Raw genomic sequence first — 26,123 nt, forward strand, 5'->3', positions numbered from 1 at the left:
AGAAACCTAATATGTCTAATACAATTAAATTTGGAAATTTTAATTTCAGATTGTCTACTTCACTTGAATTTCGGACATATAGAGAAAAATATAAATTTATTCCATATTTTTTAAATGATTAGGTGGTAGCAACATTAAATAGAGAGCCAATCCAGAAACTGAATAGCATGGCAACGATGCCCCAAATCATGACACGCAGTGCGCCTTTCCACATGCCACCACCACCCGCATAACTGGCTAATGCTCCCATCATTCCCAGACTAAGTACTCCCACCAGCATCACGCCCTGATCTAGCAGGTGTGAAGGCAAAACTAAAATGGATACCAATGGAAATAAAGAACCCACCGTAAATGCTAATGCTGAAGAAAATGCCGCCGTAAAGGGCCGGGCAGCCGTCTGTTCCAGAATCCCAATTTCATCACGCGCATGCGCATCCAAGGCATTATGTGCAGTAAGCTGTTTTGCTACTTCTTCGGCCAGATCAGCTTCTAAACCTCGCTTGATATAAATGTTTTTCAGCTCTCTTAATTCATGTACGGGATGCAGATTTAATTCCCGCTCTTCCATGGCGAGATCATTTTTTTCAATATCCTGTTGCGACTTGACCGAGATATATTCCCCAGCTGCCATCGAAGCTGCACCAGAAATCAGGCTAGCAACACAAGCAATCAAAAGTGTTTGTGACGAAGCACCACTGGCTGCCATCCCGACAACCAGACTGGTCACGGAAATAATTCCATCATTGGCACCAAGCACGGCAGCACGTAACCAGCCAGAACGTTGTATGTAGTGTTTTTCATGATGATGGGAATGAGGCATGTTTTTCTCGTTCTTCTAGCGGATGAAATAAGATTTTAAATTTTAGTCACTTATTATTTTATCATCTTACTTTAAGCTAAATATTTCAAATATGAATGTTCACTTTCAGAGATATTTTCGAGTTTTATTTACTTATTTTTAAAAAATAAAAATTATTTATAGAGAAAGCTTAAATAGATTTTAGCCAGCGGCCGCCATAAGCAACTCACTGGCTATACCTTAAAGGATGAACTTCTGATTATTATCAATGACCTCTCACTTTATATAAGTAATAAGGCCAAACGCTTAAACTAAATACATGGCATTAATCACTGATATCAAGACCATGCCTTAGCCTCGGATGGCAGCTTCAATTGCAGCGACATCAATTTTCTTCATGGTCATCATGGCATCAAAAGCTCTTTTAGCAACACCACGGTCTGAACTGTATGATGCTTCAAGCAAAGCTTTAGGGATGATTTGCCAAGATACCCCCATTTATCCTTACACCATCCGCATTCGCTTTCCTGACCGCCATTATTGACGATCGCATTCCAATAGCGGTCAGTTTCTTCCTGATCCTCTGTGGCAACTTGAAATGAGAAAGATTCATTATGTTGAAATACAGGCCCTCCATTTAAACCAATACATGGAATACCCAGTACGGTAAAGTCTACTGTGATGACATCACCTGCTTTACCAGAGGGATAATCTCCAGGTGCAAGAACGATGGCACCTATAGATGAATTTGGAAAAGTTTCTGCATAAAATCGTACAGCTTCTTCAGCATCATGATCGTACCAAAGACAGATGGTATTCTTTGCGATATTCATGATCTCACTTTTTCTTTCAGAATAGGTTTTAGAATACTTAAGAACTCTTAAATATCTCATCTATTAGTTGAGTCCTACTCTTCCCATCTTTCACCTAAAACGAGAATAAGCCTGTTTTAGAATTGTATATTTATCAATCTAATTGACTGAAAGCGTCATCAAAAAGAATAGTTTTAAAGAGTCAAGAGGAAACCTTTATCACCACTTAATCATAATATGTGATTCTCTTTTTTGAGAATCGATCAAGCTGCTTTAAAAATCCTTCGAAATAATCTTTCTGCTTTTCTTCAGTTCGATAACCTGCATATAAAGTCCGGCGCAGTCCATTCGGTGCTACACACTCCAAACGGCATGAAGTCACCCAGCCCTTTTGTTCATATTCATTCACTACCCAATCTGGCAAGGCTGCAATTCCCCGACCACTGGCAACCAGCTGAATCAACATTTGAGTTAAGTCGGTGGTTCGAATCTGTTTCGGTAAAATATTCGCTGGAATAAACAGATGTGACATGATGTCCAGACGGTGCTTATCCACTGGATAAGTAATCAGTGTTTCTTCTGCCAATTCCTGGATGCTAATGTTTTGAGCACGCACTAAAGGATGGGTATTAGAAAGAACCAGACGCGATTCATATTCAAAAATCGGGAAATACTCTATGCCCTTTAGTTCAATCGGATCGGCGGTAATAAGTAGATCGAATTCCCCAGTTTGTAACAGTTCATGCGGATTGGCCTCAAAGCCAGAAGCGAAATCCAAATCTACATCTGGATATTGAATACGATATTGATTCAGTAAAGGCATCAACCAGTCGAAACAGCTATGGCATTCGGAAGAAAAAATGATCCGTCCAGTCTGCCCATGCACAATACGAGTAATATCACTCTGCGCAACATGGACTTGAGGCAAAATATCATCTGCCAGCTTCAGCAAGCGCTGCCCGACATTGGAAAAACTCACCGGGCGACTACGGCGATTAACGACTTCGACTCCGAACCATTGATCCAATTCACGAAGCTGATGGGACAAAGCTGAAGGCGTGAGACAAAGATCTCCTGCTGCTGCAACCAGTGAACCATGTTCCCGTAGCGCGACTAAGGTTTTTAAATGACGAAGTTCTAACATGAATGACCTGAAACTATCTAATCTGATCCAATCTTAATTAAATAAGCTTACCCTATTTTGAACTTTAATATTATTAAATTTCATTTTAAAATTTATAGGATGAATTTTTCTCAACCAGTAAAATCTACCACTCTTATCGATACAAAATAAAAACCTCCGAAATTAGGAGGCTTTTACTTCAGTTAGAGTTGGCTTTGTTGCACAAAGATTTGAAATGCAAAGCGCCCCTAATTGAGCCAAATTTAAGGCGTAATTTGGGTAAGTGGTCGACCTAATTCCGTAAATCGGTTGAGGACTGCTACACGTGCATGAATTTCATTCACCTGACTAGGAAAGCTTCTTGCCATTAATTTATCGCCTAATAATTTGATGCAATGCATCTTGGTTTCCACCAAACTGCGGCGATGATAGCCTGACCATTTTTTCCATAATGTCCTGCCTAAACGTTTAACTGTTCGAAGTAATTCATTTCGCTCTAGCGAGCTACTCTTTCTATCTTTCCATGGTTTCGCATTTTTTCTAGGTGGAATCACCGCATGTGCTTGCCGATCTGCAATGACCTGACGGCATTGCTTGGTGTCATAAGCTCCATCGGTATAAACAGAGTCAATCTGCTCATCTTGTGGAATCTGATTAAGTAAATCACCAAGCACCTGTGAATCACTGACATTATTGGTCGTGAGCTGAATAGCGCGTATTTGTAGGGTTTTGGCATCTATACCAATATGTAGTTTACGCCATTGGCGACGATATTCAGCTCCATGTTTCTTGCGTTTCCATTCGCCCTCACCTAGAAACTTCATGCCTGTAGAGTCTACAAGTAGATGCAGCCCCTCGCTACTTTTTTGGTAGCTGATTGCAATATCAATATGCTTTTGTCTTCTACAAAGCGTACTGTAATCTGGTGCGGTCCAATTTAATCCGCAAAGTTCAATCAGACTTTGCACAAAGCCAGTGACCAGACGTAAAGATAGACGGAATAAGGATTTAATCATTAAGCAGCATTGGATAGCTGCGTCGGAGTAGGTTTGATTTCGCCCTTGTTTGCCTTTTGATGGAGCATACCATTGCGTAGCAGGATCAAACCAAATGGCAATATTTCCGCGACTCATGAGTACTCGGTTATATGCGGGCCAATTGGTTGTGCGGTAGATTTTATGTGTAGGCTTCTTCATTTGAAAATTATATCGCTGAAAAAGCCTTTACAGATAGGTTTGTGCAACAAAGCCGTTCTTAATATAAAAAAATGTGGTACATAAAAAAGCCACTTATATAAGTGGCTTTTTTATAACAAGAATTTTGGTGGAGATGGCGGGAGTTGAACCCGCGTCCGCCAACACTACGCTCGAGAATACTACATGCTTAGATATCGTCTATTGTTTTAACACCAAGAGACCCGACGAACAGGGTTCAAGGTGCGATCCTCTAGATTTGGTATAAAGCCCCGAGGCTTGACTCTATACGGACTTGTGTGCGTTCGCTTCAGTCGGGATCTCTAACCACAAGTATTCAGAGATGCGGACAAGCAGCCCTTAGGCTGCTAGAGCGTAAGTTTCGTCGTTTGCGACTATTTAAATGCAAATTTTATTTACGAGAGAAAATGCGCTCTCGGCATGCATCTATGAGTTTCATCATCGGCGTCGAAGCCAAGAACATCCCCAAAGTACAAGCTCATCATAGCATAACTGGCAAAAAATACGATGCATTTTCTACACAAATACACTTTTGAATGCGCCTGATTACATAATTGCGCTAATATTTCATAATTCAAGTCAGCATTTAAAAAAATTATGAGCTATTTATTGGCACTCGACCAGGGAACGACGTCTAGCCGTGCAATCATCTTTAATGAACACGGACAGATTCAGGCAACAGCTCAACGCGAAACCCATATCCAGACCCCACATTCCGGCTGGGTTGAGCAGGATGCACAGGAAATCTGGAGCTCGCAAATTGCAGTGGTACAACAGGCGCTTGCTACTGCCCGGATTCTGGCCAAAGATATTAAAGCGATTGGCCTGACCAACCAGCGTGAAACGACTGTGGTATGGGATTGTCGTAATGGGAAGCCTCTTGCACCAGCGATTATCTGGCAGGATCGTCGTGCAACAGACTGGTGTAATCAACTGATACAGCAAGGTCAAATGGATCAGGTCCAACAAAAAACCGGTCTACGGATTGATCCTTATTTTAGTGCCGGGAAACTGGTCTGGTTATTAGAACATGTGGATGGCTTACGTGAACTTGCAGAACAAGGTCATGTCGCTTTTGGCACTATTGATAGCTGGCTGATCTGGAACCTGACTCAAGGTGCTGAGCATATTATTGAAGCGAGTAATGCTTCCCGCACCATGTTGATGAATCTGCATACTCAACGCTGGGATGAGGAACTACTCGACCTATTTAATATCCCTTCTTCAGTCCTGCCACGAATCATCAGTTCCGATTGTCATATTGCAGATACAGCACCGGGTTTGTTAGGAGCCACCATTCCCATTACCGGCATTCTGGGTGATCAGCAATCTGCCTTGTTTGGCCAGTCTTGTTTCGAACCCGGTATGGCAAAAAATACCTATGGCACTGGCTGTTTTATGCTATTTAATACCGGCCATGACATTCAGCTCAGCCAGAATAAATTGCTTTCTACCCTCGCCTGGCAGGCACAGGAACAGACCAGTTATGCCTTAGAAGGTAGTGTTTTTATGGCCGGTGCAGTGGTGCAATGGCTACGTGATGGGCTTGGCATCATTCAGAAAAGCAGTGATATAGAGAAGCTGGCCTGTAAAGTAGAAGATACTGACGGCGTGGTCTTAGTTCCTGCCTTTACCGGACTGGGTGCACCGCATTGGGATAGTGAAGCGCGTGCCCTGCTTTGTGGTATGTCACGAGGAACCAATAAGGCTCATATTGCCCGTGCTGCATTGGAATCGATTGCCTTTCAGGTCTCCGATGTACTGACTGCCATGCAATCGGATATTGCTCACCCTTTAAAAGAGCTACGCGTCGATGGTGGCGCCAGCTGTAATGATATGCTGATGCAGTTTCAGGCTGACCTGCTGAATGTGCCTGTCTTGCGTCCAAAAATGCTGGAATCCACCGCTTGGGGTGCAGCAGCGATGGCAGGTTTAAAGTCAGGGGTATTTTCTAATTTAAATGAAATTTCTCAATCCTGGCAGCTAGATCGCGCCTTTGAACCGAAAATGCAGTCCGATGAACGTGAAGCCCATTTGGCCAAATGGCAAAATGCCTTAAAACGGGCCAAATCAGATTTATAATCCTATAAAAAACCGCTAAATATTTAGCGGTTTTTTTTAATTTTGGAAAATATTAATGTGATGGCATTCCACCGACACCCGCTTTCGGTCGTGGAGCTAGCCAGACAATTAAGGCTGCAAAAATAAAAACCATCGCCAAAATCAAAAATAGATGATTGGCTGACAGGGTTAAGGCTTCTTTATCCACCAGACTGGAAATATAACCCAAGGCACTGTCTGAACTCATGCCCTGAGCTATTAGGGTATTTTGAGTTTCTTCAACATTCAGTTTACCGACCAGCTCACTGCGGGCCACTTTACTATGATCATCCCAGATCGTGACTGCAATTGAAGCTCCGATCGCTCCAGCCATAGTCCGCAGAAAGTTCATTAAACCAGCCGCTGAAGCCATTTCCTGAGGCTGGACTGAGGCCAATGCCATATTGGAGAGTGGAATGAAGAAGAATGGCACCGCAAAACCTTGCAGAATCTGTGGCCAGGCCAATGCCATAAAATCCGCATCCGTGGTCCAGAATGCCCGCATCAAAGTCACAACGGCAAGCAAGGTCAAACCGAAACTGGCCAGAATGCGCTGGTCATATTTGGTCGCCATCTTCGCCACAATCGGTGACATCAACAGGCTACCAAAACCCATGGTCGCAGTCAGATAACCTGCCCAAGTGGCCGTATAACCCAGATTGATCTGCACCCATTGCGGAATAAGAACAATACTGGAAAAGAAAGCACCGAAGGCAAAGGCCAACGACAGCACAGCAAAGGTAAACCCGCGATATCGGAAAATCCGGATATCTACAATCGGATGCCGTTCGGTCAGTTCCCAAATGGTAAAGATGATTAAACCGACTATGGCAAGCACCGCCAAGGTCCCAATAAAGGAACTGCTAAACCAGTCATGTTCATGACCGAGATCTAACATTAATTGCAGCGCACCAATCCAAAGAATCAGTAAGAACAAACCACCTTTATCAATCTTCAAAGCATTGGTTTCAGTTTCGGCTGGTTTTAATAGCTTCAATGCAGCCAGACCACAGAACAGACCCACCGGGATATTAATAAAGAAAATCCAGTGCCAGGATAGGTTATCACTAATCGTACCGCCAAGAATTGGACCAAGAATTGGACCGACTACGGTGGTCATCGCCCACATACCCATCGCTTGGGATTGTTTTTCAGGTGGGAAGATGCGTAGCAATAGAGTCTGACTCAGCGGCATGATTGGACCGCCAAACAGCCCCTGCCCGATCCGGCAAAATACCAGCATTTCCAGACTGGTTGAAATCCCGCACAGAATTGAAAAAATGGTAAAACCCAGCAGGCAGACACCAAACAGGCGCACGCTACCAAAGCGACCCGCCAGCCATCCTGTCAAAGGTACACAGATCGCTTCTGCGACTGCATAAGACGTAATGACCCAGGTGCCTTGCGAGCTGGAAACTGCCAGACTACCGGTAATATGCGGCACCGAGACATTGGCAATGGTCATGTCCAGCACGACCATGAAATTGGCCAATGCCAGCACAAAGGCCGCCAGCATCAGCTTGCCGCCAGTCAGATTCCCATATGGAACATATTTATTCATCGGGAATTACTTCTTGAAGTGGATTTCAGCTTCCATCGACAGACCCACACGTAGCGGATGCTCAGCCAGCTCTTTCGGATCCAGCTGAATACGCACTGGCAAACGCTGTACCACTTTGATCCAGTTACCCGTTGCATTCTGAGCCGGAATCAGAGCAAAAGCTGAACCTGTACCGCCAGAGAAGCCAACCACAGTGCCGTGATATTTCACCGATTTACCATACAGATCAGACGTCAGTTCAGCTTTCTGCCCGACACGGACTTTTTCCAGCTGGCTTTCTTTGAAATTGGCATCAACATAGAGCTGATCTACTGGTACGACCATCATCAGCATTGTACCTGGCGCAACACGTTGACCCACCTGAATTGAACGGCGTGAAACCACCCCATCAAAAGGTGCTTTAATTACAGTACGTTCTAAGTCTAGCTCGGCCTGTTTCAGTCTGGCTTCAGCCACAAGTACATCAGGAGTCGAATTTTCATTCGCACCTTGAATCAAGGCTTCATTCGCCGCTAAATTGCTTTGTGCGGCTTTCTGGCTGGATCTTGCTTGTGCCAGACCCGCTTCAGCAGAAGCTACGCCAGCTTTGGCCGTATCCAATGCAGATTGTGCTGTACTGAGTTCTTCTTTAGACACTGCACCGCTCGCACTGAGTTTTTCACGACGCGTATATTCATCTTGTGCTTTATGTAAAGCTGCCTGAGCCTGAGCCAGCTGGGCTTCGGCACTGCGAATTGCATCATCACTAACCCCAATCTGTGAGCTTAAAGCCCCGCTATTGGCCGCTGTCTGTTTGTACTGGCGCTTGGCTTTGGTTAGCTCTGCACGTGCCTGAGACACTGCAATTTTGGCATCACGGTCATCGATTTTGGCAAGGATATCGCCCTGTTTGACTGCTTGAGTATCATGGACAAGTACTTCAGCGACCTGACCACTCACCATAGACGTAATAGAAGCCGTTTCAGCACCCACATAGGCATTTTCAGTACTGACTGAATTGTTCAGGAAGAATTTCCAAACCAGAAATAGCACCAGTGCAATCACTATAAGAATGGCAACAATACTCAGGGCCTTTTTACGTTTATTTTTTAAAGCTTGATCCGAAGTTGTATCTGATGCGTTTTCTGGCAGGGTGTCTTGTACATCTGTCATTGATTTTTTCCTAAATCCAACAGACTTGGTCACGCAGCCACACTGACCAGTACTGACATGAATGTATAGATTCACATCCCGTTTATTGATCAATGGGTAAAATGAGAAAGCCGTATTAATTTAATTTTCATGCATTCTAATAATAAAAATTAGAAAATATGCAAAAAAATATTACTCGGAAGTTTAAAAAACTAAGCCCCTATTCCAGGAATAAGGGCTTAGTTCGGGCCCAGAGTGAGCCAAAATCGAGAAGATAAATTTAATTAATAGGCATATGAAGCAATCGCTGTAGCAATCGGCTTGTCATCATCATTGACCATGGTCATGCGCATGGTGCAACCCTTACGCCCCAAACGTAAGGTTTCTGCACGGGCAATAAAATATTTGCCACGACCGGGCGCCAGATAATCCACGCGCATATCTACCGTCGCCAGACGTGATACCTTTTTAATCGTATCGGCAATGGTTTCCGGTTCGGCTTTCTTGTACAGTTCCCCCATCGCCACAATTCCGCCAATACTGTCGAGTATGGTGGCTGCAAGACCGCCATGCAGAATCTGAAAAGCCACATTGCCAATCATGAAATCCTGCATTTCAACATATGCTTCGATCTGACCATCAACCACCCGCATGGTCATGCCATTATGCTTAAAAAAAGGAGAGGTATTAAAAGCGTGTACCAACTGGTTTAAGACCACTTCAATATCCACTTTTGCACCTAAATGTATATTACCTGTCCAATTTCTTTCTGTCTTAGTCATAAGTCTGCCCGAAGCTACAACAATAAAAAACCGCTAATTTATGCCCAAAAAATTCAGATAGGGTTACAATAGGGGCCTAGTTTAATACTGATTACTGAGATTTTTATGACCTATACGTTCAATCGTCCCGCGTTTCCTGCAACTCGCATGCGTCGTATTCGTAAAAATGAGCATTTACGTTCTATGGTACGTGAAACCCATCTCAGTGCTGATCACTTGATTTATCCAGTATTTGTGCTGCCGGGACAAAACCAGACCCAAGACATTCCAAGTATGCCAAATGTGCAGCGCCTGTCTGCTGACTTGTTGTTAAAAAAATCAGAACGTTTACTGGAACTGGGTGTTAATAAGCTGGCGCTGTTCCCGGTTACACCACAAGAAGATAAAAGCCTGACTGCAGAAGCGGCTTGGCATGAAGATGGTCTGGTACAGAAGACTGTTCGCCTGCTGAAAAAAGAATTACCGGAAATGGTGCTGATTACCGACGGCGCGCTAGACCCTTATACCACGCATGGCCAGGACGGCATCATTGATGAAACCGGTTATGTGCTGAATGATGAAACGGTTGAAGCACTGATCAAACAGACTTTAAGCCATGCCGAAGCCGGTGCTGATATTGTCGCGCCAAGTGACATGATGGATGGCCGCATCGGTGCAATTCGTCAGGCCTTTGAACAGAATGGCCATATCTATACCTCTATTATGGCTTATTCAGCCAAATATGCGTCTAGCTTCTACGGTCCATTCCGTGATGCGGTTGGTTCTGCCAGCAACCTGAAAGGCGGCAATAAATACAATTACCAAATGGATTTCGGTAACCGTGCCGAAGCACTGCATGAAATTGCCCTCGATATTCAGGAAGGTGCAGATATGGTCATCGTTAAACCGGGCATGCCTTATCTGGATGTGGTTCGTGAAGTCAAAGATACCTTCGGCATACCCACCTTTATTTATCAGGTTAGTGGTGAATATGCCATGCTGGCTGCTGCGATTCAGAATGGCTGGTTATCTGATAGCGTGATTCTTGAATCCTTGATGTGCTGCCGCCGTGCCGGTGCAGATGGTATCTGGACGTACTTCGCGGAAGAAGCTGCGCTCAAACTGAAAGACATGAAATAAAATAGAAGGACCTTGGCGCAATGCATATCGCCATTATCGGAGCAGGCATCACCGGCTTGATGTCAGCTCTGGAATTGCTTGAACAGGGATGTTCTATTACGATTTTTGATCAACACGCGGCTGGACAGGCAGCTTCTTGGGCCGGAGGTGGCATTCTCTCCCCGATGTATCCCTGGCGTTATCCCGATGCCGTCAATGCCCTCGCCCGCCATGCCAAACCCTTGTATCAAGCCTGGAACCAGAAACTGCAACCGATCACCGGGATTGATTTCCAGATTCATGAAACCGGTATGCTGATTTTTGATGAAACGGATTTTGAAATCGGACTGCGCTATGCCGAGCAATATCAGGATCCACAGCAACATGCCGAATATCTGAATCAGCCTCAAATCCAGCAGATTAATAGTAAAGTAGATCCAAAATTTAAACAGGCGATCTATTTTCCAGAACTTTCCAATATCCGCAATCCGCGACTATTACAGTCCATTATTGCTTACCTCAAGCAGCATCCGCGTGTCAGCTGGCAAGAGCATTGCAAAATCACTCAGCTAAGTATCCGGCAAGATCATGTGCACAGTGTTTCTACTGAAAATGGCCTGAGCTTTAAAGCAGATCAGTTCGTCATTGCCACCGGTGCATGGTCTGCACACTGGTCTGAACAGCTCGGTCTGGATATTCCAGTTCATCCGGTTCAAGGACAAATGCTACTGTTTAAAACACCAGAAAACTGGCTGCCAACCATGTGCATGAACAATGTCATGTATCTGATTCCACGTCGTGATGGTCATGTACTGTGTGGTTCCAGCATGCGTCAGGTCGGTTTTGATACTTCGCCTTCTGCTGAAATCCGTCAGGATATTTTGGAAGCCTGCCTGGAAATGGTACCAGAATTGGCTGATTTCCCAATTGTGAAACAGTGGGCTGGTCTACGACCAAGCTCTCCTCATGGCATTCCCTATATCGGCAAAATTCCTCACCTAGACAATCTCTGGACCAATTTCGGCCAGTTCCGTAATGGCTTATGTATGGGCGCTGCTTCTGGAAAACTGCTGTCTCAGTTAATCCTGGAACAACCGACTATCGTAGATCCACAGCCTTATAGTCCGATACAGCGTTTACAGCTGCACTCTTTAACGGTTTAAAATTTCAATCAAGGCTTCTTTCAGGGTCGGATAGCTAAATTCAAATCCGGCTTCCTGCAAAGCTTTGGGCTGGACATATTGACCATTCAGAATCAGTTGTGACTGTTCACCCAGCATCATTTTCATACTGCAAGCTGGTAAGGGCAATAAAGGTTTTCTTTTCAGCACCTGTGCCGCGATCCGGGCAAACTGCGCCTGACTGACTTTTTCTGGAGCAACTACATTAAATACCTGTTGCTGGGTTGGCTGCTGCATCAGAAATTCAATCGCACGCATGACATCCTGTAGGTGCACCCAGGTCACCGGTTGGCGCCCATGGCCAATCCGGCCAAACATATTCAGCTTAATCGGCAATAACATCTGCGGAAGAATCCCGCCTCCTTGACCAAACACCACAGCAAAGCGAACAATTTTGGTGTCCTGCCCGGTATAGGACAAGGCCAGTTTTTCCCATTTCTCACACAGTTCTGACATAAAAATGGATTGTGGTGGACTTTGTTCAGTACACACCGTATCCCAGCGTTCTTGCGGATCGATTCCGTAGTAGCCAACCGCTGAAGTCGAAATAATACGTTTGGGCTTGATCTGATTTTTCTCCAGATAGTCATATAACTGCTTGGTGGTATTTAATCGACTGTCCAGCAATTTCTTTTTGCGTGCAACTGTCCAGCGACCCTGACCGATACTTTCACCGGCCAGATTAATCACATAGTCAATTTGATGTTTTTTCAGTTCTTCCAGATCATTAATCCAGTGAAAATCAGGATGTTCTTCTCGCAATTTTTTCTGTCGGGTCAGGCCGATCACTGCATAATCACGAGCCAGTAAAAATTTCACCAGATGGCTGCCAATAAAACCGCTGGCGCCTGTCATAAGGACTACAGGTTTATACATGGTTATTCTGAGCCATTATTATTGTATTGCCCAAATTATACGTCACTTATGAATCAGAATGTTGGATGAAATAGGCTGGATCGGTAAATGAGGAATTGTTATCAGGCTATACGGAAAACTTCTGATTTTCTATCAGCCTGATTTAGCATCTTGAATTTGATCTCAACGATTTTGATATAAAGCGTAGGAAATTTTAGCCAAACATTTTATCAGCCATACGCTGTGCCTGTTTGCCATAAAACCAGTAGGTCAGCAGATAAAGCGGAATCGCGATGAGCAGGAACATAATCACGACAATGCTCATAAATTGTGGCTGTTGCAGATATAGTAAAAAGTCCTGCCAGGCATTCGGATTGGAACGCGTCGCAATGGCAATCCCTAAAATTAAAAATGCCAGGTTATAGCCCCAATAAATCAGGCTAAATCCCAAGGTGAATTTTTTACGCTCTACCTGGGTGGGCGCCCGTTGTTCCTTTTTTAAAAACTTAAACAGTACCCAGATCATCGCCACCAGATAAGGCACAATGGTTAATACTGCGCCCATGCCAGTCGGCATCAACGCCGCCACAACCCCGCAAATGCAGGTAAAAATAAAGCATAGGAAGAAAAACCAGAGAAAATAGCGAGTTAGAGACACCATCAGCAGGACTCAAGGACGATTAATCAACTAGTATAAAAAAAATTAATTTTTTTTTCATTTTATTGTCAACCTAAAGCGAGATGCTGACGTTATATAGGGTACAAGGTTCGGAAATTTGGACTGGCATCCACAAATTTTCGTTCTCTTTGCTAAAGCAATAAGTCCAGTGTTTTAGAAAATTTTGAATAGCAGCCAAAATTTTCACTATACACAAATCTTTGACCGACGATTTCATCATCACTCGAATCGTCGGTTTTTATTTTTTGGACGAACCGTTTTTAGCAATTCGCCTGCAAATTTTTATCAGTTTCTTATGCAGCATAAAATAATGATCGGCTGCATTTTTTCAAGTCTGTTTTTAGCAATTTTTATAAAAAATATTGGTTCTGCGATTCAGATGTTATGAAATTGCCTGAAGTAAAATTTAAAATAAAAACGCTGTATTCAATACTTTATATATGAACATCACATTTTATTGATTTCACTAGTATTATTCTGATATTCAAAACTACGCTGAAAATAGTTTCAATGACGTGTAGCAATGAAATAGATCAAAATATTTTTTTCAAGTAGATTTTTAGCTGGGCTTTTTTCTATAGTAGGAAGGCAAAAATAAAGGTGGGTATACATGGCAGTTCATTTTCTACATACTTCTGATTGGCATTTGGGACAGTTTTTCCATAACCATGACCGTGAATTTGAACATGCACAATTCCTGAATTGGCTCCTTGAACAAATCAAGGAAAAACAGCCACATGCCCTACTGATTGCTGGTGATATTTTTGACGTCATCAATCCTGCTTCCAGTGCCCAAAGACAGCTATACCAGTTTCTTGCTGATGCCCATGAACTGGCACCGTATATGCAAACCCTGATGATTGCCGGCAACCATGATTCAGGTTATCGAATTGAACAGGTTCAGCCTTTATTGACCAAATTTAATGCCAAAGCGGTGGGTATTGTCGGCCGGACTGCGGACAATGCTCTTGATCTGGATCGTTTGCTGGTTCCGATTTATGACCAGCAGCAAGAGATTATTGCCTGGTGCCTAACCTTGCCTTATTTACGCAGTGCCGAAATTACCGGCATTAATGAACATACCCATAATAGCCAGAATGCCATCAGCTATCTGCACCAACAGTTGATTGCCGAAGCCAAAGCACGTAAGCAGCCACATCAGGCACTGATTCTCATGTCACATGCGCATATGCAAGGCGGTGAAACTTCCGATTCCGAACGCCCCATTATTGTCGGCAATGAAGAAGCTCTCTCAACGGCGTTATTTGATGAAGTCATTGACTATGTCGCTCTGGGACATCTGCACAAACCACAAAAAGTCGGTCAGCCGCATATCCGCTATAGTGGCTCCCCGATTCCCTTATCCTTTAGTGAGATCAACTATTCGCATCAGGTCGTTGAAGTCAGAATCGATCCTGAGCAAAATGCTGAACAGCGTTTTCAGTTTGAAGCACTGAAAGTTCCTCGTACTGTCGAGCTGTTTAGAATCCGGGAAAATCTGGAAAATCTGCTCAGCAAATTAAAAGCACTGCCGACTGGGGAAATTGAGCATCTGGCAGCACGACATTTTCTGGAAATTGAATACACTACCGATGCACCGCCACCGGTAGATTTACGTCAGCAGATTGAACAGGCACTGCCGCCAAATCGTTATCGTCTGCTACGCATCAGCCGAATTTATCAACGACAAGCAGAAGATCAGGCTGATAGCTCTAAAATTGACTTGGCACCTCCAACACCTGAATCACTGTTTTTCAATATCTGGGAAAAAATGGGCTATAGCCAGGATCATTCGGTGCAGCAGGATTTTCAGCAGTTACTGGTCGAAGCCCAACATGAACTTGCACAAAAACAACAAGCTTAGGATCAGCCATGAAAATTATCCGTCTGAGCCTAAATAACCTCGCCTCTCTCGCTGGTACACATCATATTGATTTTGAATCGAATCCACTGGCACATGCCGGACTGATTGCGATTACCGGAAAAACCGGTGCTGGTAAATCTACTCTGCTCGATGCCATGTGCCTGGCGCTGTATAACGAAATTCCACGTTTAAAAGGTGCCACAGGTAGTCTGAAAGATGCAGGTGGACAGGATGTCTCGATCAAGGATTCCAAAAATATTCTGCGCCGTGGTTGCGTACAGGGTTTTGCCGAGCTTGAGTTTATTGCCTTAGACCAAAAACGTTATACCGCACGTTGGGAAATTCGTCGTGCCCGGCAGAAAGTGGATGGTAATTTAAAGGTCGATCGTGCCATTACCTGTCTGGATGATCAACGGATTCTAAACCAGAAGATTTCTGAATGCACGCCGCTGATTGAAAAACTGGTCGGCTTGAGTTTCGAGCAGTTTACCCGTGCGGTTCTATTAGCACAGTCTGAGGTTGGTGCCTTTTTAAAAGCCAAAGATAATGAACGTGCCGATTTACTCGAATATCTGACCAATTCTCAGATTTTCAGTCTGGTCAGCCAGAAAGCATTTGAAAAACACAGTGAAGTGAAGCAGAAACGCGCTGACCTGGAAAAATTAATCGGTCATCTGGAACTATTATCTGAAGAAGATATTGCTGCCTTACAGCAGCAACACACTATTTTAAAACAGGCGGTTGAGCATCTAAACCAGAGCGAAAAGGTACTGGAAAATGACCTAAAATGGCATCGCCAACAGCATTATCTCTATACTGAAATTCAGGCCAAAAAAGAAATCTATACGGTTCAGCTGGATGCTGAACAGAAAATGGCACCGCAAAAACAGTTATTAGATCAACTGGACCAGTTTCAGCAGATTCGGGAACAGTTTGTCCAGCAACATCAGTTTCAGAAGCAGCGTAGCCATTTACTGACTGAGCAACAAAACTTTGTTGCCGAATTCACGTCAGTGCAGCAGCAGCGTGATAGTGAACAGCACAAGTTGCACCACATTCAGCAACAGCAACAACAGCAGCAACAAGACTTTCAGAAGATCAAACCTTATCTGGATCAGGGACTCAAGCTGGATCATGAAATGCTGTCGATTGGCGAGCAGTATAAACAGCTTCTAGCTGAACAGCAGACCTATAGAACCCAGCAGATTCAGCCTGTTCAGAATCAACTGGTGCAGACTGAACAGCATTTACAACAGGTTCAGGCTCAATATCTACAGATTCAAAAGCAACTGGAACAACAGGGCTTCTTAGCGGTTTTCGATGACGAACCGCAGGCGACTCTGCAACGCTTACAGGATTATCAGGAACTGCACCAGAAATTCATGCGGCAGCACCCGGCACTTTTCCAATCCAGCCGGCCTGAATTGGAACAGCAGCAACAGGCTTTATCTGCTAGCTTGCAGGAACTCACTCAGCGTTATACTCATCTGGATCAGCTTGAACAGCAGATCCAACAGTTCCAGACCCAACAACAGCAACTCAGTACCCAGCATTCGAAGCTTGAAGCTTTAATGCGCACCGCACAGCAAATGGTTGGCTTAGAAGCTGAAAGCCTGCAATTGAACCGAGATTTAAAAAACCATCATGATCGCTTAAAGCAACTAGAAACTGAACTTGTTCAATTACAGCAACAACGCCAGGAAGCAGAACAAGCCTTCGAACAGTTGCAACAAGTACTGGCTCAGCAACGTTTATTACAAGCACAAAGTGTGCAGGAATTACGTGCACAGCTGAAACCAAATAAACCTTGCATGGTCTGTGGCAGTCATGAGCATCCTTTTGTACAGCATCAGGAACTGCTAGAAAATGCTTTGCAACAGCTACATGATCAGCAGCTTCAGGAAGCTCAGAAAAAACTACAGCAACTGACTCAGGCATATCAGCAAGCACAAATCCAGCAATCTCAACTACAAACCCTAATTGAGCAACATCAGCAACGCAGCAGTCAACTCAATACGACCCTTGCACAGCAAAAGGCTCAACTGAGTCAGGATTTGCAACACTTCGGTTTACAGTTTGATCTAAGCCAGAGCACAGATCATTTGCAGCAACAGCTTGGCCAGCATGTGCTTCAACTTCAACAAGAACAACAGCAGCTAGCACAAACCCTGCAAAATCAGCAAAGTGACTGGAAACAATGGCGCCAGCAACAGCAACAGCTGGATCAGCTACGTTTTAGCATGCAGCAGCATTCACAGTTAGAACAAATGATTCAGCCGGTTGTTAATTTACTGCCTGAGTCCTTGCAGAAATCCTGGATTACTGATACCTCATCAAGTTGTCAGCAGTTATCTCAACAACTGCAACAACGTCAGAAACAGTCTCAGGAATTCAAAACCCTAGAGACTCACATGCAAAGCTTAAATCAGCAGATTGAAAAGGCACGTGATCAGCTCAGCCTGCATCAACAATATGATGGACAGTTACAGCAAAAGATGAATACGGCGCTGAATATGGGTAAAGCGCTACGTGAACAGCTCAACCACCTGACCCTTACCCATGCCGGACAGATTTATCCTAAGGCACAGGAATGGCGTGACCGTTTGGAGCAACAACAACAGGCGTTGGATGAACAGCTACGGGCACAGAGTCTGATGACCCAGCGGCATGATCAGCGTTTACAACAGGCTGAGCTGAAAAAGCAGAGTTTCATCACCCAGATTCAGCAACTGGAACAACAGATCAAGCAATGCCAGCAATCTATTCAGGACTGGCAAAATACACATCCTGCGTTTGACGCTGAACATATCCAGCATTGCCTGAATATTGACTTGCAACAGCATCAGCAAATTCGTCAGCAATTACAGGCACAACATCAGGCGGTTGAAAATGCCAAAACAGCTTGGGACATTCTGGAAGAACAATATCAGCATCATTTGAAATCCAAGCCTGAACTTAGCTTTGAAGAAGTTGAACTGCGCTTAAGTAGTCTGGCACAGGAAAAAGCTGAACAGGAAAATGCCTGTAATGAAGTAGCCACCAAATTAAGAATACATGCCAATAACCAGTCGACCTTACAACGCTACCAGCATCAGATTGAACAGGTCAAAGCTGAAGAATATCGTTGGGGCCGGATCTATGATCTGATCGGCCATAAGGAAGGCACCAAATTCCAGAAAATCGCGCAGGAACATCATCTGGATATTCTGGTCGAATATGCCAATCAGCAACTACAGCCTCTGGCTCCGCGTTATCAGCTGTACCGGATTCCAGACAGTTTGAGTCTGGCGATTATCGATCTGGATATGAACAGCGAAGTGCGTCCCGTCCTGTCACTCTCTGGCGGTGAAACCTTCCTGGTCTCTCTGGCTCTGGCCTTGGCGATTGCCAATATGGCTTCCGGCTCAATGAAACTAGAATCGCTATTTATTGATGAAGGTTTTGGTACTTTAGACCCGGCTTCCTTACATATGGTCATGAATGCACTGGATCATTTGCAGAGTCAGGGCCGTAAAGTAGTGCTGATTTCACATGTGCAGGAGATGCATGAACGGATTCCGGTTCAGATTCAGGTTAAACCGGTCGGTGCCGGTGCCAGTACCATTCAGATTATAGGTTAAAGCATGAACTCCACCCCGAACAAGCTCTCGCCCCATTTCAGCTTACAGCTCGAGAGCTTGCGGGGGATCAGCGCCATTGTGGTGCTATTTAGTCATAGTTTTCAGGCCTTTATTGCACCTTTTGATCTGAGCTTATATTCCTGGGTACGTCTATTAGGCCAGGCTGCTGTGATGATCTTTTTTGTGCTTAGTGGCTATTTAATCGGGACTTCGGTCCAGAACAACATCCAAAAACATGAAAATTTTAATCTGCGGCAGTATATACGGCAGCGTTATCGCCGTATTTTACCGCCCTTTCTGTTTGCATCCGCTTTCAGTCTGATTCTATATGTACTAGCACCTACATTTTTTGCTTCACATAGCCATGAGTTCCAGAACAGTTTCGGCATGATGATACGGACTGCCTATAACATTGATACTCAGGATTTTTTGGGTTCTTTATTCTTTCTAAACGGCTTTATTACACCGACGGTATCTGCCAATGCACCGCTCTGGAGCCTGAGCTTTGAAGTCTGGTTTTATGTGCTGGCCGGATTTCTGCCTTTTTTAAAAGATTCTGGAATCGCTAAAATCGGCTTTTTTATCTTGCTTCTAGGGCTTTCCATACTGAACTTTCAGTTTCTGTTTTATTTTCTGCTCTGGCTGGTTGCCTTTGCCAGTTCATTCCGGCAGATCCAGCTGCGTTTTTTGAGTCGACTACAACCCGTTAAATTAGTGCTCTTTGGTTTGGCGTTTATGATTGCCTGTGCGGATGCTTACCAGTTTCATGTCATTGAACAGGCTGACTTATATCGTGTAAATTATTTTGTGCCGTTTAACCTGTGTATGGGACTCGCCTTTGTCTGCTGGATTGTGCAGCTGCAACATCAACAAAGCCAATTTCAACTAGTTTGGCCTCAGTCTGCAAATTTCTCCTATACACTCTATGTCACCCATTTCCCTTTACTGCTTTTTATTCTAGGCTGCTTTCCTGCAACGCTTGATCATGGTCTTGAAGGTGCCGTTTTATCCTTATTTATGAGCATGTGTAGCTTAATTTTCTTTGCCTGGCTCATGGCCCTATGGCTGGAACCCCAAAGAAAAAAAGCGTTATCAACTACTCTGCAATAACGCTTTTCCATAACTCAATTGTCTGTATACATCAGTCCGTTTTTTTAGGACGTGCGCCAAACAAGGCTGTTCCCACACGTACCATGGTAGAACCTGCTGCAATCGCCTCGGTCATGTCGGCAGACATCCCCATACTTAAAGTATCCCAGTCTTCAGGTTTTGCATGATGGCTTTTGACCTGTTCGAACAAGGCTTTGGCATCTGCAAAGGCCTGGGTATTTTCTGGCGCAGGAATAACCATCAGACCACGTAAGCGCAAATTCGGTAATTGACTGATCTGTGCGACCAGATCAGCTACTTCCTCAGGTTGACAACCGTCCTTGCTATCCTGTCCATCAATATTGACTTGCAGACAGATATTAAGCGCAGCTTGAGAATCACTACGCTGATTAGATAAACGTTCAGCAATAATCAGACGATCCACCCCATGCACCCAGGCAAAATTTTCTGCCAGATGTTTGGTCTTGTTGCGCTGCACATGCCCAATAAAATGCCATTCAATATTCAGATCTTTGAGTGCCGTGATTTTTTCCAGTGCTTCTTGTAAATAGTTTTCACCAAAGGCACGCTGACCAGCCTGATACATTTCTGCCAGCACAGGGCTAGGCTGAGTTTTGGAGACGGCCAGAAGTTGCACCGAATCCGGCTCACGCCTCGCCAGAGCACAGGCGGACTGGATCTGAGCTAAAACCTGATTTCGTGACTGTTGCAGCATTTTCATTGATGGGGTTCTCATTTCGTGCGGATTTTTTTCCCTTGCTCATCAACTAAGTGTTGGTTAAGCTGTGGGAAAGCCTTATTATTCTAGCAAAATAAATAATATTTTAATGAACTCGGGGACCTTATGGATATTACAGAACTGTTAGCCTTTTCTGCTAAAAATGGTGCGTCGGATTTACACTTATCAGCAGGTTTGCCACCCATGATTCGTGTGGACGGGGAAGTACGTCGCATCAACCTGCCTGCACTGGAACATAAAGAAGTACACAAACTGGTGTACGACATCATGAACGACAAGCAACGCCGTGATTATGAAGAAAATTTGGAAACTGACTTCTCTTTTGAAGTTCCAGGCGTGGCCCGTTTCCGTGTGAACGCATTTAACCAGAACCGCGGTGCAGGCGCAGTATTCCGTACCATTCCATCTAAAGTGCTGACCATTGAAGATCTAGGCATGGGCCAGATCTTTAAAGATATCTGCGAATATCCACGGGGTATTGTACTGGTAACAGGACCAACCGGTTCGGGTAAATCAACGACGCTGGCGGCGATGCTGGACTATATCAATGACAACCGCTATGACCATATCCTGACCGTCGAAGATCCAATCGAATTTGTACACCAATCAAAAAAATGTCTGATCAACCAGCGTGAAGTGCATCGCGATACGCATGGATTTAATGAAGCATTACGTTCCGCATTACGTGAAGACCCGGATATTATTCTAGTCGGTGAGATGCGTGACCTTGAAACCATCCGTCTGGCATTGACTGCTGCGGAAACCGGTCACTTGGTCTTCGGTACCCTGCATACTACCTCAGCAGCAAAAACCATTGACCGTGTGATTGACGTATTCCCGGCCGAAGAAAAAGACATGGTCCGTGCCATGTTGTCAGAATCTCTACAAGCCGTTATTTCACAAACCCTATTGAAGAAAAATGGGGGTGGTCGTGTGGCTGCACACGAAATCATGATCGGTATTCCAGCGATCCGTAACCTGATCCGTGAAAACAAAGTGGCACAGATGTACTCTGCGATTCAAACCGGTGCCAACTATGGCATGACCACGCTGGATCAAAGCCTGAAAACGCTGGTATCGAAAGGCATTATCAGTCCGCAAGTCGCCCGTACTGCAGCAAAACAGCCTGAATCATTCTTATAAAAATAATTAATTTTTTGGGGTTTTATCATGGACTTTAACGGCTTACTCAACTACATGGTAGAGAAAAAGGCCTCGGATCTGTTCATCACAGCCGATGTTGAACCCTCTATCAAAATTAATGGTCAGATTGTACCGATTGGCTCGGTGAAATTACCGGGCGCGGCTGTGGGACAGCTACTTAACTCGATCATGACCGAGAAGCAGCGCAAGGAATTTGCTGACACACGCGAATGTAACTTCGCCATCAGCAACCCGGACAAATCAGCACGTTTCCGTGTCAGCGCTTTTCAGCAACGCGATCAGCCAGGCATGGTATTGCGCCGTATTGAAACCGTCATTCCGACTATGGATGAGCTGAAGTTACCGCCTATTCTAAAAGAACTGGCGATGACCAAACGCGGAATCATTATTTTTGTGGGTGCAACCGGTACGGGTAAATCGACTTCCCTCGCCTCTTTGATTGGTTACCGTAATGAAAATTCCAAAGGTCATATCATTACTATTGAAGACCCGATCGAATTTGTGCACCAGCATAAGGGTTGTATCATTACTCAGCGCGAAGTCGGTATTGATACCGACTCCTTTGAAGTGGCATTGAAAAATACCTTACGTCAGGCACCAGACGTGATTCTGATCGGTGAGATCCGTTCTCGCGAAACCATGGACTATGCGATTGCCTTTGCAGAAACTGGTCACCTGGTTTTTGCGACCCTGCACGCCAACAACGCCAACCAGGCCATCGACCGCATCATTCACTTCTTCGAAGCCGACCGTCACAGCCAGCTGTTTATGGATCTGTCCCTAAACATGAAAGCCATTGTGGCACAGCAGCTAATTCCAACTATCGATGGCAATGGCCGCCGTGCAGCGATTGAAATCCTGATCAATTCGCCATTGATTGCGGATCTGATCCGTAAAGGTGATGTGCATGAGATCAAGGACCTGATGAAGCGTTCCCGTGAACTGGGCATGCAAACCTTCGATCAGGCACTGTATGACCTGTATAAGGCCAAGCAGATCAGCTATAAAGATGCGCTGAAACATGCGGATTCACCCAATGACTTACGTCTGCAAATCAAACTGGCAGAAGAAGGCGGCAGTCATTTATTACGTGCACATTCCAATATCACCTTTGATGGCCAGTCCTGATCAGATTGAGCACATAAAAAAACAGGCTTCAAGAAGCCTGTTTTTTGTTTCAACCGGAGTGCAAATTATTTTTTACGAAACACTTCCTGACAGGCCGGCGCATCGCAGTAGCCATACAGATTCAGAGAGTGACCGGTTAATTCAAAACCAAATTTTTCAGCAACATCATGCTGCTCTTTTTCAATCGTATCATTGATGAATTCAACGACTTTGCTGCAATTCAAACAGACCAGGTGATCGTGGTGATCTTCCTGCATGATCTCGAAAACGGAATGATTGTTTTCAAAATTATGACGCTCAATAATACCCGCGGCTTCAAACTGTGTTAACACACGATACACAGTTGCTAAACCTACATCTTCACCCTGATCGAGTAAAGTCTTGTAAATATCTTCCGCACTTAAATGATGTTGTCTTGAATTTTCTAATAGTTCTAATATTTTAATTCGTGGAAGGGTAACTTTCAGTCCAGCTTTTCGTAAATCTTGGTTTGAAATAGTCATGTAAAAAGGTCTCTCAACAAAATCAAAGTTGGAATAGGCAACAAAGTTTAGATGCAGTATGATCTATCCTTGGATCAAATGCATCATAATTAATTTGGGATAGTGTAGCAAAATGCAAAAAATCATGCTGACGTTATTCGTCACTTCATTGCTTGTCGGCTGTTCGACATTAGGTGTGTACAAAGTTGATATTCCTCAAGGAACACCTTTAACTCAAGCACAAGCCTCTAAAATTCAGGTAGGAATGAGCCACCAACAGGTGCGTTTCCTGCTCGGTAGTCCAACAGTATCTGATCCGCTCAATCCGCTACGCTGGGACTACATCTACAACTATACCCCAGGAACCTATGCTAAAAAAGCCAAGATCCCAGCAGCCCAAGGCCAGCATCTAAAAATTTACTTTAATCAGTCTGGTATCGTAGAGCGTATTGAAGGTCTGGAAACCATTCCAGAATCTCAGCCAGGTCTACCAGGTTCCAAAGAAGCGATCTTAAATGCCCCACCACTATAATCGGTTTTGCATAAAAAAACCCCTGTATGATCAGGGGTTTTTTTAATTAAATAGATTGATTTATCAAATAATCAGACCATCTGTTCAATAAAGCCACATTCCACTAATCTGAACGTTTATTTTGCTTGAAACGGTTACCTTTGGCATAACGACCCACCGGATTCTTTTCAGCGCGCTTACGGCGGATATCCTTGGGGTTGATGGTTAAAGCACGATAAATTTCTACCCGATCTCCTGCTGCCAATGGCTGGGTATGATCCTGTAGCTTAACGCCAAAAATGCCCAGACTCAGAGGTTCAGGCAATTCCACCTGTGCACGGATGCCACTTTGGTCAATTGCATCCAGTGCAGTCATGCCGGGCTGGAAAGGTACGGCAATATGAAACTGTTGTTCCAGGGTAGCATAGGCTACCCAGATCATTGCCTCAGTCATCAGAAAAATTGTCCTAATACAGCAACAATCGCCAGAATAATTGATACTGGCAAGACAATACGAACCGCAATACGCCAGATGTTATATACCGCTTCTGAGCTGAAGTTCATCGATTTACGCAAATGACTAATCTTCATGATCCAGCCAGCAAACAAGGCATAAATCAGACTGATCACCAGTCCCCAAAGAATCAGCAGATTATTGAAAATCGGTGCAACATTTGGAATTAACCAGACCAAGGTGGCAGCGATCACAATCGCCCACTGAATGATGATATTCATTTGGCGTTGCTGTAACTGCTCACGTGCCATTTGCATAAGCAAAGCAGCGGCTGCGACAATGGCTGCGATTAAAGCAAATGCAGGGATTTCAGCTTTTACTGCAAAGAAACCAAAGGCGATGATCGCTAATAGCTGCGCGACCCAAATCGGTAAGGCTGTTTTAGTCGCAACATCCTGCTGTTTTACGACAGCCAGACTTGATTGCCAATACAGCCCCATACCTAGACCACTCGCCACCAAAGCCAATACAGTGGCATTGCCCCACTCTACGAATTGGACGGGTGTTACCTGCCAAGCCGGTAATTCAGTTCCCATCACATTCGCCATAATCAAAGATGCAAGTACGCCGATCGCAGTGATCCCAACCAGAATTAAACGTGGCACCAGCGATAATATAAATGCAGCAATTGCCAGCACCGCAAAAATCACTGGCTGCTGAACATCAAGATTAGCAACTGCAATCACATTAGAAGCATGATTAAGCATCGCACCCGCGAGGAATGGAATAAATACAACTGCCAGCCAGCCGACGATCCGCCAGCGCTGAGAACTATCAGCTTCACGGGTAAGGCTCGACAATGCCTGTAGTGCAGTGGTTTTTGAGCGTTTCGCCAGAGCAATTTCCAGATAACAGACTGGAAGGGCCAGAATTAGCATGGTCGCTAACCACAACATCCAGAAATCAAGCTGACGGTCAATCTGAATACCTGTTATCGGTGCGAGTGTCGCAATAATAAGAAAGGATAAACAGAAAGCCATCAGAGGCGATAACCATTTTGACATAGCATTGTCCTGCATGATGTATTCCTATAAAAATCTAGCGCTATTTTGCCTTGTGAGGCGATGAAAATCAAAAACAAAAAAGCAAACCACCATGCCCGTGATTTGCTGCGCAAATTTATTATTAAGCTTTATTTTTTATTTTCCCGATTTGTCTTTATTCTAAGAACAATCGAGTTATGAGAAGAAACGGGCAAACCAGTTTTTACCCTTTTTCTTTTCTTTATCTTTAATGATTCCCATCATATTTTCTTTTACCGCACCGACATAATCCGCGTCATCGTGCTGAATATGATTGATCAGCCATTTAGATAATACTTCATGTAATTCCGCTTCAATAGATTGGCCCAATTCAAAACGGTCACGATAAGATTCAATCTTTTTAATAAACAGGTCATGCACACGTTTATGCGGCACACGATATTTATAGCCCGCTTCTTCCTGGAGTGATTCTTCAAAGGTAAAATGCGACTGGGTATAATCAATAATATTTTCTAGAATCTGTTTAATACGAGCACGATCGGTATTGGCATCAATTCCATCAATCTCATTGATATAATCGAGAATTCGTTTGTGCTGATCGTCAATCACATCGATACCAGTATTATAATCTGGAACCCATTTCATTTTCATTACGACCACCTATTGATATTAA

The 26,123-nt window shown here is 44.2% G+C and carries 22 protein-coding genes, 1 other RNA gene and 1 pseudogene; 9 read left to right on the plus strand and 15 right to left on the minus strand.

The features are described 5' to 3' along the window. Nucleotides 1-118: 118 nt before the first annotated feature. From AC4MCC_RS11070 to ssrA, 5 genes and pseudogenes are all read right to left on the minus strand, one after another. Nucleotides 119-820 (minus strand): VIT1/CCC1 transporter family protein, encoded by a 702-nt coding sequence (locus AC4MCC_RS11070; RefSeq protein ID WP_491885289.1) that lies wholly within the window; start codon nucleotides 818-820, stop codon nucleotides 119-121. 330 nt (nucleotides 821-1,150) lie between these two features. Beyond that, nucleotides 1,151-1,632 (minus strand): annotated as a pseudogene (locus tag AC4MCC_RS11075) (VOC family protein). A 205-nt stretch (nucleotides 1,633-1,837) separates the two neighbouring features. Then, nucleotides 1,838-2,755 (minus strand): LysR family transcriptional regulator, encoded by a 918-nt coding sequence (locus tag AC4MCC_RS11080; protein ID WP_491880666.1) that lies wholly within the window; start codon nucleotides 2,753-2,755, stop codon nucleotides 1,838-1,840. Between the two features lie 242 nt (nucleotides 2,756-2,997). Then, complete coding sequence (locus AC4MCC_RS11085) at nucleotides 2,998-3,930, minus strand: IS5-like element IS17 family transposase (protein ID WP_491885290.1); 933 nt, start codon at nucleotides 3,928-3,930, stop codon at nucleotides 2,998-3,000. 125 nt (nucleotides 3,931-4,055) lie between these two features. Further along, nucleotides 4,056-4,415: a transfer-messenger RNA gene (gene ssrA / locus AC4MCC_RS11090) on the minus strand. A 130-nt stretch (nucleotides 4,416-4,545) separates the two neighbouring features. Between ssrA and glpK the strand changes: the two genes are divergently transcribed. Beyond that, on the plus strand, nucleotides 4,546-6,030 hold the full coding sequence (glpK, locus tag AC4MCC_RS11095) for a glycerol kinase GlpK (RefSeq protein ID WP_491885291.1): 1,485 nt from the start codon (nucleotides 4,546-4,548) through the stop codon (nucleotides 6,028-6,030). Between the two features lie 52 nt (nucleotides 6,031-6,082). Here the strand turns inward: glpK and AC4MCC_RS11100 are convergent, their stop codons facing one another. From AC4MCC_RS11100 to AC4MCC_RS11110, 3 genes are all read right to left on the minus strand, one after another. After that, on the minus strand, nucleotides 6,083-7,609 hold the full coding sequence (locus AC4MCC_RS11100) for a DHA2 family efflux MFS transporter permease subunit (RefSeq protein ID WP_340810552.1): 1,527 nt from the start codon (nucleotides 7,607-7,609) through the stop codon (nucleotides 6,083-6,085). Nucleotides 7,610-7,615: 6 nt separating this feature from the next. Next, nucleotides 7,616-8,761 (minus strand): HlyD family secretion protein, encoded by a 1,146-nt coding sequence (locus AC4MCC_RS11105; protein ID WP_491885292.1) that lies wholly within the window; start codon nucleotides 8,759-8,761, stop codon nucleotides 7,616-7,618. Nucleotides 8,762-9,024: 263 nt separating this feature from the next. Next, nucleotides 9,025-9,522, minus strand: a complete 498-nt coding sequence (locus tag AC4MCC_RS11110; RefSeq protein ID WP_034703122.1) for a thioesterase family protein — start codon at nucleotides 9,520-9,522, stop codon at nucleotides 9,025-9,027. Between the two features lie 105 nt (nucleotides 9,523-9,627). Here AC4MCC_RS11110 and hemB point away from each other — a divergent pair, with 105 nt between their 5' ends. Next, nucleotides 9,628-10,641: a porphobilinogen synthase gene (gene hemB / locus AC4MCC_RS11115; RefSeq protein WP_034171477.1), complete on the plus strand. Its 1,014-nt coding sequence runs from the start codon at nucleotides 9,628-9,630 to the stop codon at nucleotides 10,639-10,641. A 20-nt stretch (nucleotides 10,642-10,661) separates the two neighbouring features. After that, nucleotides 10,662-11,783, plus strand: coding sequence for a glycine oxidase ThiO (thiO, locus tag AC4MCC_RS11120; protein ID WP_491885293.1), 1,122 nt, complete (start codon nucleotides 10,662-10,664; stop codon nucleotides 11,781-11,783). Here thiO and AC4MCC_RS11125 read toward each other — a convergent pair. Next, nucleotides 11,772-12,677 (minus strand): TIGR01777 family oxidoreductase, encoded by a 906-nt coding sequence (locus AC4MCC_RS11125; protein WP_491876109.1) that lies wholly within the window; start codon nucleotides 12,675-12,677, stop codon nucleotides 11,772-11,774. The genes thiO and AC4MCC_RS11125 overlap by 12 nt on opposite strands. Before the next feature lie 193 nt (nucleotides 12,678-12,870). Beyond that, nucleotides 12,871-13,317 (minus strand): ABZJ_00895 family protein, encoded by a 447-nt coding sequence (locus AC4MCC_RS11130; RefSeq protein ID WP_419363095.1) that lies wholly within the window; start codon nucleotides 13,315-13,317, stop codon nucleotides 12,871-12,873. 628 nt (nucleotides 13,318-13,945) lie between these two features. Here AC4MCC_RS11130 and AC4MCC_RS11135 point away from each other — a divergent pair. The 3 genes from AC4MCC_RS11135 to AC4MCC_RS11145 are packed head-to-tail and all read left to right on the plus strand — an operon-like array spanning nucleotide 13,946 to nucleotide 19,929. Then, nucleotides 13,946-15,199, plus strand: a complete 1,254-nt coding sequence (locus AC4MCC_RS11135; protein WP_491885294.1) for an exonuclease SbcCD subunit D — start codon at nucleotides 13,946-13,948, stop codon at nucleotides 15,197-15,199. 8 nt (nucleotides 15,200-15,207) lie between these two features. Further along, nucleotides 15,208-18,819: an SbcC/MukB-like Walker B domain-containing protein gene (locus tag AC4MCC_RS11140; protein ID WP_491885295.1), complete on the plus strand. Its 3,612-nt coding sequence runs from the start codon at nucleotides 15,208-15,210 to the stop codon at nucleotides 18,817-18,819. A gap of 3 nt (nucleotides 18,820-18,822) precedes the next feature. Beyond that, nucleotides 18,823-19,929, plus strand: coding sequence for an acyltransferase family protein (locus tag AC4MCC_RS11145; protein WP_491885296.1), 1,107 nt, complete (start codon nucleotides 18,823-18,825; stop codon nucleotides 19,927-19,929). A 31-nt stretch (nucleotides 19,930-19,960) separates the two neighbouring features. On the opposite strand, the gene AC4MCC_RS11150 is transcribed toward AC4MCC_RS11145, so the two are convergent. Further along, entirely contained in the window at nucleotides 19,961-20,650 is a 690-nt protein-coding gene (locus tag AC4MCC_RS11150) for a YggS family pyridoxal phosphate-dependent enzyme (RefSeq protein ID WP_491885297.1), read from the minus strand. 123 nt (nucleotides 20,651-20,773) lie between these two features. Between AC4MCC_RS11150 and AC4MCC_RS11155 the strand changes: the two genes are divergently transcribed. Beyond that, nucleotides 20,774-21,811, plus strand: a complete 1,038-nt coding sequence (locus AC4MCC_RS11155; RefSeq protein ID WP_004783232.1) for a type IV pilus twitching motility protein PilT — start codon at nucleotides 20,774-20,776, stop codon at nucleotides 21,809-21,811. Nucleotides 21,812-21,838: 27 nt separating this feature from the next. Next, the gene (locus AC4MCC_RS11160) at nucleotides 21,839-22,960 is read left to right on the plus strand and encodes a PilT/PilU family type 4a pilus ATPase (RefSeq protein ID WP_491885298.1); all 1,122 of its coding nucleotides are present in this window, start codon (nucleotides 21,839-21,841) and stop codon (nucleotides 22,958-22,960) included. 65 nt (nucleotides 22,961-23,025) lie between these two features. Here the strand turns inward: AC4MCC_RS11160 and fur are convergent, their stop codons facing one another. Continuing rightward, entirely contained in the window at nucleotides 23,026-23,463 is a 438-nt protein-coding gene (gene fur, locus AC4MCC_RS11165; protein ID WP_005096051.1) for a ferric iron uptake transcriptional regulator, read from the minus strand. 112 nt (nucleotides 23,464-23,575) lie between these two features. Here fur and AC4MCC_RS11170 point away from each other — a divergent pair, with 112 nt between their 5' ends. Next, nucleotides 23,576-23,974 (plus strand): outer membrane protein assembly factor BamE, encoded by a 399-nt coding sequence (locus AC4MCC_RS11170; RefSeq protein WP_004783238.1) that lies wholly within the window; start codon nucleotides 23,576-23,578, stop codon nucleotides 23,972-23,974. Between the two features lie 103 nt (nucleotides 23,975-24,077). Here AC4MCC_RS11170 and AC4MCC_RS11175 read toward each other — a convergent pair whose 3' ends face one another. From AC4MCC_RS11175 to AC4MCC_RS11185, 3 genes are all read right to left on the minus strand, one after another. Then, entirely contained in the window at nucleotides 24,078-24,407 is a 330-nt protein-coding gene (locus tag AC4MCC_RS11175) for an RnfH family protein (RefSeq protein WP_180179926.1), read from the minus strand. Next, nucleotides 24,407-25,486, minus strand: coding sequence for a hypothetical protein (locus AC4MCC_RS11180; protein WP_180179925.1), 1,080 nt, complete (start codon nucleotides 25,484-25,486; stop codon nucleotides 24,407-24,409). The genes AC4MCC_RS11175 and AC4MCC_RS11180 overlap by 1 nt, the downstream gene beginning before the upstream one ends. 159 nt (nucleotides 25,487-25,645) lie before the next feature. Next, nucleotides 25,646-26,101 (minus strand): bacteriohemerythrin, encoded by a 456-nt coding sequence (locus tag AC4MCC_RS11185; protein WP_004783243.1) that lies wholly within the window; start codon nucleotides 26,099-26,101, stop codon nucleotides 25,646-25,648. Between the last annotated feature and the right edge of the window lie 22 nt (nucleotides 26,102-26,123).

Source organism: Acinetobacter sp. CAU_H_56 (genome assembly GCF_058599425.1).

Excerpts from the sequence above, each read along its gene's own strand:
- fur (WP_005096051.1), bottom strand. The coding sequence starts at position 23,463 with ATGACTATTTCAAACCAAGATTTACGAAAAGCTGGACTGAAAGTTACC.
- AC4MCC_RS11130 (WP_419363095.1), bottom strand. The coding sequence starts at position 13,317 with ATGGTGTCTCTAACTCGCTATTTTCTCTGGTTTTTCTTCCTATGCTTT.
- AC4MCC_RS11175 (WP_180179926.1), bottom strand. The coding sequence starts at position 24,407 with ATGACTGAGGCAATGATCTGGGTAGCCTATGCTACCCTGGAACAACAG.
- AC4MCC_RS11105 (WP_491885292.1), bottom strand. The coding sequence starts at position 8,761 with ATGACAGATGTACAAGACACCCTGCCAGAAAACGCATCAGATACAACT.
- AC4MCC_RS11150 (WP_491885297.1), bottom strand. The coding sequence starts at position 20,650 with ATGAAAATGCTGCAACAGTCACGAAATCAGGTTTTAGCTCAGATCCAG.
- AC4MCC_RS11135 (WP_491885294.1), top strand. The coding sequence starts at position 13,946 with ATGGCAGTTCATTTTCTACATACTTCTGATTGGCATTTGGGACAGTTT.
- hemB (WP_034171477.1), top strand. The coding sequence starts at position 9,628 with ATGACCTATACGTTCAATCGTCCCGCGTTTCCTGCAACTCGCATGCGT.
- AC4MCC_RS11100 (WP_340810552.1), bottom strand. The coding sequence starts at position 7,609 with ATGAATAAATATGTTCCATATGGGAATCTGACTGGCGGCAAGCTGATG.
- glpK (WP_491885291.1), top strand. The coding sequence starts at position 4,546 with ATGAGCTATTTATTGGCACTCGACCAGGGAACGACGTCTAGCCGTGCA.
- AC4MCC_RS11070 (WP_491885289.1), bottom strand. The coding sequence starts at position 820 with ATGCCTCATTCCCATCATCATGAAAAACACTACATACAACGTTCTGGC.
- AC4MCC_RS11110 (WP_034703122.1), bottom strand. The coding sequence starts at position 9,522 with ATGACTAAGACAGAAAGAAATTGGACAGGTAATATACATTTAGGTGCA.
- AC4MCC_RS11085 (WP_491885290.1), bottom strand. The coding sequence starts at position 3,930 with ATGAAGAAGCCTACACATAAAATCTACCGCACAACCAATTGGCCCGCA.
- AC4MCC_RS11180 (WP_180179925.1), bottom strand. The coding sequence starts at position 25,486 with ATGCAGGACAATGCTATGTCAAAATGGTTATCGCCTCTGATGGCTTTC.
- AC4MCC_RS11140 (WP_491885295.1), top strand. The coding sequence starts at position 15,208 with ATGAAAATTATCCGTCTGAGCCTAAATAACCTCGCCTCTCTCGCTGGT.
- AC4MCC_RS11170 (WP_004783238.1), top strand. The coding sequence starts at position 23,576 with ATGCAAAAAATCATGCTGACGTTATTCGTCACTTCATTGCTTGTCGGC.
- AC4MCC_RS11185 (WP_004783243.1), bottom strand. The coding sequence starts at position 26,101 with ATGAAAATGAAATGGGTTCCAGATTATAATACTGGTATCGATGTGATT.
- AC4MCC_RS11125 (WP_491876109.1), bottom strand. The coding sequence starts at position 12,677 with ATGTATAAACCTGTAGTCCTTATGACAGGCGCCAGCGGTTTTATTGGC.
- AC4MCC_RS11145 (WP_491885296.1), top strand. The coding sequence starts at position 18,823 with ATGAACTCCACCCCGAACAAGCTCTCGCCCCATTTCAGCTTACAGCTC.
- thiO (WP_491885293.1), top strand. The coding sequence starts at position 10,662 with ATGCATATCGCCATTATCGGAGCAGGCATCACCGGCTTGATGTCAGCT.
- AC4MCC_RS11160 (WP_491885298.1), top strand. The coding sequence starts at position 21,839 with ATGGACTTTAACGGCTTACTCAACTACATGGTAGAGAAAAAGGCCTCG.
- AC4MCC_RS11080 (WP_491880666.1), bottom strand. The coding sequence starts at position 2,755 with ATGTTAGAACTTCGTCATTTAAAAACCTTAGTCGCGCTACGGGAACAT.
- AC4MCC_RS11155 (WP_004783232.1), top strand. The coding sequence starts at position 20,774 with ATGGATATTACAGAACTGTTAGCCTTTTCTGCTAAAAATGGTGCGTCG.